Annotated in this window: 5 protein-coding genes; all 5 read left to right on the forward strand. The window is 69.3% G+C overall.

The annotated features are described in order from the left end of the window. Positions 1-78 precede the first annotated feature (78 nt). Genes ACFT7S_RS36245 through ACFT7S_RS36265 form a run of 5 tightly spaced genes read left to right on the forward strand, consistent with a single transcriptional unit; the run spans position 79 to position 5,973 of the window. A complete protein-coding gene (locus ACFT7S_RS36245) occupies positions 79-1,953 on the forward strand; it encodes an ABC transporter substrate-binding protein (protein ID WP_382739999.1) in 1,875 nt (624 codons plus the stop codon). A 3-nt stretch (positions 1,954-1,956) separates the two neighbouring features. Then, positions 1,957-3,048 (forward strand): ABC transporter permease, encoded by a 1,092-nt coding sequence (locus tag ACFT7S_RS36250; RefSeq protein ID WP_382740002.1) that lies wholly within the window; start codon positions 1,957-1,959, stop codon positions 3,046-3,048. After that, a complete protein-coding gene (locus tag ACFT7S_RS36255; RefSeq protein ID WP_382740005.1) occupies positions 3,045-3,965 on the forward strand; it encodes an ABC transporter permease in 921 nt (306 codons plus the stop codon). The genes ACFT7S_RS36250 and ACFT7S_RS36255 overlap by 4 nt, the downstream gene beginning before the upstream one ends. After that, positions 3,962-4,999: an ABC transporter ATP-binding protein gene (locus tag ACFT7S_RS36260; RefSeq protein WP_382740009.1), complete on the forward strand. Its 1,038-nt coding sequence runs from the start codon at positions 3,962-3,964 to the stop codon at positions 4,997-4,999. Before ACFT7S_RS36255 ends, ACFT7S_RS36260 begins: the two co-directional genes overlap by 4 nt. Next, positions 4,996-5,973 carry an oligopeptide/dipeptide ABC transporter ATP-binding protein gene (locus tag ACFT7S_RS36265; protein WP_382740011.1) on the forward strand — a complete coding sequence of 326 codons (978 nt, stop codon included), beginning with the start codon at positions 4,996-4,998 and terminating at the stop codon, positions 5,971-5,973. The genes ACFT7S_RS36260 and ACFT7S_RS36265 overlap by 4 nt, the downstream gene beginning before the upstream one ends. Positions 5,974-6,024 lie beyond the last annotated feature (51 nt).

Genomic DNA, 6,024 nt, shown 5'->3' on the forward strand with positions numbered 1-6,024 from the left:
AACCTTCGCTTCACCAGCTGGCGAACCAGAGATCTACCCGCCTTCTCCATGCGAGTCATGACGCGAGGTCAACGTCCCATGGTCACAAGAGTTCCGCCCCTCTCCCTCCGCCCACGCCGCAGTGTGCGTCTCCTCCTGGCCTCCGGCGCCGCCGCACTGGCGCTCGCCGCCGGTTCGGTCGTACCGGGAAATCCACTCGCGCCCGCGCCGCAGGAGGCGCAGGCCGACAGCGGCAAGACGACCCTGACAGTCGCGGTCGCACAGAGCGTCGACTCCCTGAGCCCGTTCCTCGCGCAGCGCCTCATCAGCACGAGTGTCCACCGGCTCATGTACGACTACCTGACCAACTACGACGCCAAGGACAACAACGCGATCCCCGCGCTCGCCACCAAGTGGGAGCCGTCGCCGGACAAGTTGACCTGGACGTACACCATTCGCTCCGACTCGAAGTGGTCGGACGGGCAGAAGGCCACCGCCGAGGACGCCGCGTGGACCTTCAACAAGATGATGACCGACGAGTCCGCGGCCACCTCGAACGGCAGCTTCGTCGGCAACTTCAAGAAAGTGACCGCTCCTACGCCGGAGCAGCTCGTCATCGAGCTGAAGGAGCCGCAGGCCACGATGGCCGCGCTCGATGTGCCGATCGTGCCGAAGCACGTCTGGGAGAAGGTCGGCGACTTCTCCAAGTTCAACAACGACACCAAGTTCCCGATCGTGGGGAACGGTCCGTTCATCCTGACGGACTACAAGGTCGACAGCTATGTGAAGCTCAAGGCGAACAAGGACTTCTGGCGCGGCTCGCCCAAGTTCGACGAGATCGTCTTCCGCTACTACAAGGACCAGGACGCCGCCGTCGCCGCCCTGCGCAAGGGCGAGGTCTCCTTCGTCGCGGGCAGCCCGAGCCTGACGCCCGCTCAGTCCGCCTCGCTGAAGACCGCGAAGAACATCAAGGTCAATGACGCACCCGGCCGGCGCTTCTACGCGCTGGCGACCAACCCGGGCGCGCGCACGAAGGACGGCACGAAGTTCGGCGACGGGCATCCGGCGCTGCTCGACCAGAAGGTCCGTCAGGCGCTCTTCATGGCCGTCGACCGCAAGACCGTCATCGACAAGGTCTTCCAGGGCCACGCCGTGGAGGGCGAGGGCTACGTCCCGCCGCGCTTCTCGGAGTACTTCTGGCAGCCGTCCGCCGACCAGAAGCTCAGCTACGACCCGGCGAAGGCCGCCGCCCTGCTCGACGAGGCCGGCTACGAGAAGAACGGCGCGGGCAAGCGCGTCGGCAAGGACGGCAAGCCGCTCGACTTCCGCATCCTGTGCCACGCCACGGACCCGAACGACAAGGCGATCGGCAAGTACCTCCAGGAGTGGTGGGGCGACCTCGGCATCGGTCTGAAGGTCGACTGCATCGACAACGTCTCCGACCCCTGGTACGCCGGTGAGTACGACCTCGCCTTCGACGGCTGGTCCGTCAACCCGGACCCGGACTTCGTCATGTCGATCCACACCTGCGCCGCCCTGCCGGCCAAGCCGAAGGAGTCCGCGGCGACGGACAACTTCATCTGCGACAAGCAGTACGACGAGCTCTACGCGAAGCAGCTGGCCGAGTACGACCCGGCCAAGCGCGCCGATCTGGTGAAGCAGATGGAGTCGCGGCTGTACGACACCGGGTACATGAATGTCATGGCCTACCCGAACGCCGTCGAGGCGTACCGTACCGACCAGATCAAGTCGATCACGACGATGCCGTCCGCCGCGGGCAACATCTACGGCCAGGACGGGTACTGGAGCTGGTGGTCGGCGGTTCCGGCCGCCGGGGCGTCGAGCGGTTCCTCCGACGACGGTGGCAGCTCCACCGGAGTCCTCATCGGGATCGGTGTCGCCGTCGTCGTCCTCGCCGGTGGCGGGCTGCTGTTCGCCATGCGTCGTCGTTCCACCGCGGAAGACCGTGAATAGTCCATGAGCACAGACAGCACACCCGCGCTGCTGAAGAGCACGCCGGGCGTGGACAGTGCGCAGACCGACGGCCCGGCTCCGGCCGGGCCGTCGGCCCGCGGTCCGCGATCCCGCAGCACGACCGCTTACCTCCGCTATGTGGCGGGCAAACTGGGCGGTGCGGCCATCTCCCTGTTCGCCGTGCTCGTCACCAGCTTCTTCCTCTTCCGGCTGATCCCCGGCGACCCGGTCAAGCAGATGACCGGCGGCCGGCAGGTGTCCACGGAACAGATCGCCGCGATGCGCCGCGAATTCGGCCTGGACCTGCCGCTCTGGCAGCAGTTCACCGAGTACTGCGGCAAGGCGCTCACCGGGGACTTCGGTACGTCGTACCAGTTCCGCGCCCCCGTCATGGACAAGATCTCCGAGGCGCTGCCCGCGACGCTGCTGCTCACCGGCACCGCCTTCGTGATCTACACGGTGATCGGCATCTGGCTGGGCGCCAGGTCGGCCTGGCGCAACGGTTCCTTCGGGGACCGCTTCCACACCGCCTTCGCGCTGACGCTGTACTCGGTGCCGTCCTTCTGGCTCGGACTGCTGCTGATCATCACGCTGTCGGTGGGCATCGGCCCGATCCCCGGGATCTTCCCGACCGGCGGCATGGAGTCCGGCAACGAGAGCGGCTTCGGTTACGTCCTCGACGTCGCCCACCATCTGGTGCTGCCGGTCGTCACCCTCGTCGCCGTCGAGTACGCCCGCACCCTCCTCGTGATGCGCTCCTCGCTGCTCGACGAGATGGGCAGCGACTATCTGACGACGGCGCGTGCGAAGGGGCTGCGCGACGATCTCGTACGCCGCCGCCATGCCGTGCCGAACGCGATGCTGCCGACCGTGACCCTGCTCTTCGTGAACCTGGGCAACACGGTGGCGGGTGCCATCCTCGTGGAGACGGTGTTCTCCTGGCCCGGCCTCGGCGGGCTCTTCTACCAGGCACTGAGCGTGCCCGACCTGCCGTTGGTGCAGGCGCTGTTCTTCGTCTTCGCCGCCGCGGTGATCCTGATGAACACGCTCGCCGATGTGATCTATCCGCTGCTCGATCCCCGGGTGGGCCGATGACGACCTCGACCGACGCCGTGGAGACCAGCAGCCCGCGCGCCCTCACCCGGGCCCGCCGCCGCCAGGCCGTGGCCCGCTTCTGGCGCGAGTACCGCACCCACCGTGCGGGGCTCGCCGGACTCGCCGTGCTCGGGGTGATCGCTCTGCTGGCGCTGGCCGCCCCCCTGCTGGTGGGCTCCGACTCGCGGAGCGTCACCGAGGCGACGGGCGGGCCCATGGAGTCGCCCAGCGCCGAATTCCCGCTGGGCACCGATCAGTTCGGCCGCAGCCTGCTGGCCCTGCTGCTGTGGGGTACGAGGGTCTCGCTGACCGTCGGCCTGCTCGCGGCGTTCCTCTCGGTGGCGATCGGCACGCTGGTCGGCATCACCGCGGGGCACTTCAAGGGCTGGTACAGGACCGTGATCATGCGGATCACCGACTGGTTCCTCGTCATGCCGACCCTGGTGCTCGCCATCGCACTGGCCACCGTGCTCTCCCGGTCCGTCTGGACGACGATCCTCGCGATCGGCGTGACGACCTGGCCTACGACCGCGCGGCTGGTACGGGCCCAGACCCTGTCCGTCGAGTCACGCCCGTACATCGAGCGTTCGAAGGCGCTCGGCGGCGGTCACAGCCACATCATGTCCCGCCACGTCCTGCCCAATGTGATGCCGCTGGTGCTCTCGCAGACCACGCTGGTGATCTCCACCGCCATTCTCACCGAGGCGACCCTGGCCTTCCTCGGGCTCGGCGATCCCACGATCGTCTCCTGGGGCGGACTGCTCCAGGACGCCCGCGAAGCGGGTGCGGTCAGCTCCGGGAACTGGTGGTACCTCGCTCCGCCCGGACTCGCCATCGCCGTCGTCGCGCTCGCGTTCACGCTGTGCGGCCGCACGATCGAGTCCGTGCTCAACCCCAAGCTGGGGGTGACCCGTTGACCACACCTGAGCCGACGACCGGGCAGCCATTGCTCGACGTCAGAAATCTCCACGTCACCTACGGCTCGGGGGCCTCGGCCGTCCCCGCCGTACGCGGCATCGATCTGCGGGTCGAGGCGGGCCAGAAGCTCGGCATCGCCGGGGAGTCCGGCTGCGGGAAGTCGACGCTCGCGCTCGCGCTGCTGCGGCTGCTGCCCGCGTCCGCGACGCTGTCGGGCGAGATCCTGCTCGACGGCGAGGACATTCTCGCCATGAAGTGGGGCAGGCTGCGGGCGGTCCGCTGGGCCGGGGCCTCGATCGTCTTCCAGGGCGCGATGCATTCGCTCAACGCCGTGCACCGCATCGGGGACCAGATCGCCGAACCGATCCTGCTCCACAAGAAGGCGACACCCGCCGCCGCGCGGAAGCGGGCCGGTGAACTGCTGGAGCAGGTCGGTCTGCCGGCGGCGCGCGCCGACGCGTATCCCCACGAGCTCTCCGGTGGTCAGCGCCAGCGCGTGATGATCGCGATGGCACTGGCCTGCGATCCGCGTCTCGTCATCGCCGACGAGCCAACGACCGCGCTCGACGTGATGATCCAGGCGCAGATCCTGCGGCTGATCGAACAGCTCGTCGCCGACCAGGATCTCGGCCTCATCATGATCAGCCACGATCTGGCGGTGCTCTCCGACACCTGCGACCGGCTCGCCGTGATGTACGCGGGCCGGGTCGTCGAGGAAGGCCCGGCCAAGCAGGTGTACGAGAACGCCTCGCACCCGTACGGCAACGCACTGTCCGCCGCCTTCCCCAGGATCGGCGACCTGTCGTCCCGGCACGCCCCGCGTGGCCTGCCGGGCGACCCGCCGGACCCCTCGGCGCTGCCGTCCGGCTGTACGTTCCATCCGCGCTGCCCGGTCGCGCTGGGCACCTGCGCCACCGAGGACCAGCAGCTGCGGAACGCCGGGGCCGGGCGCCGGGCGGCCTGTGTGCTCGTCGGGCCCGGCGGCGGGCCGGCCGTCGAACCGGCCGCCGAGGAAGCAAGGAGCACGACATGACCACCACTCCCCTGCTCAGCGCGGAGGCCCTGAAGGTCACCTTCCCCGGCCGGCGCGGCGCCGACGCGGCCCGCGCCGTCGACGGGGTCGACCTCGACATCCGGCCCGGCGAGATCGTCGCCCTGGTCGGCGAGTCGGGCTGCGGCAAGACGACCCTGGCCCGCTCTCTGCTGGGTCTGGTCCCGCCGTCCGCCGGCCGGGTCACCTTCGGCGGCGAGCCGCTGAACTACTCCGGCCGCGCCCTGAAGGCGTACCGCAAGCGGGTCCAGCTGGTGCTCCAGGACCCCAGCGGCTCGCTCAACCCCCGGCACACGGTGTACGACGCGGTGGCGGAGGGCCTGCGTATCCACGGGTATCCGGGTGACGAGCGGGAGGCGGTGGCCCAGGCGCTGTCGAGGGCGGGGCTGCGGCCTCCGGAGCGGTTCTTCCTGCGGTATCCGCACGAGCTGTCCGGCGGTCAGCGTCAGCGGGTCGTGATCGCCGGTGCGCTCGTACTGGAGCCGGAACTGATCGTGGCCGACGAGCCGGTGGCCTCGCTGGACGCGTCGGTGCGCGGCGAGATCCTGGCGCTGCTGCTGCGGCTGCGCGACGAGCTGGGCCTGTCGGCGCTGGTGGTCACGCACGACCTCGGTCTTGCGTGGAACATCGCGGACCGGGTGGCCGTGATGTATCTCGGCCGGATCGTGGAGACGGGTGAGGTGGAGCAGATCCTGACGGCGCCCCAACACCCGTACACCCAGGCCCTGTTGTCCGTACTGCCGGAGGCGGAGGGTGAACCGGTGATCCTCACCGGGGAGCCGCCGGACCCGTCGAAGGTGCCGTCCGGATGCCGGTTCCACGCGCGCTGCCAGATCCTGGCCTCGGGCGAGGCGGAGCGGGCGGGGGTGGCCGACGCATGCCGTACGAAGGATCTGCCGGTGCTCGCGGGCGGCGGCGCGACGCAGGTCGCGTGCCACTGGGCGACGGCGGTGTAGTACCCCGCAGCACGGCTACGGCATACGGCCCCGGACCTGTCTCTTATACAC

Origin of the sequence: Streptomyces sp. NPDC057136 (genome assembly GCF_042670885.1) — a bacterium.
In the GTDB taxonomy this organism is placed as follows: domain Bacteria; phylum Actinomycetota; class Actinomycetes; order Streptomycetales; family Streptomycetaceae; genus Streptomyces.

Bases quoted from the DNA above. Each gene is read 5' to 3' on its own strand.
- ACFT7S_RS36255 (WP_382740005.1), top strand. From the start codon at position 3,045: ATGACGACCTCGACCGACGCCGTGGAGACCAGCAGCCCGCGCGCCCTC.
- ACFT7S_RS36250 (WP_382740002.1), top strand. From the start codon at position 1,957: ATGAGCACAGACAGCACACCCGCGCTGCTGAAGAGCACGCCGGGCGTG.
- ACFT7S_RS36265 (WP_382740011.1), top strand. From the start codon at position 4,996: ATGACCACCACTCCCCTGCTCAGCGCGGAGGCCCTGAAGGTCACCTTC.
- ACFT7S_RS36245 (WP_382739999.1), top strand. From the start codon at position 79: ATGGTCACAAGAGTTCCGCCCCTCTCCCTCCGCCCACGCCGCAGTGTG.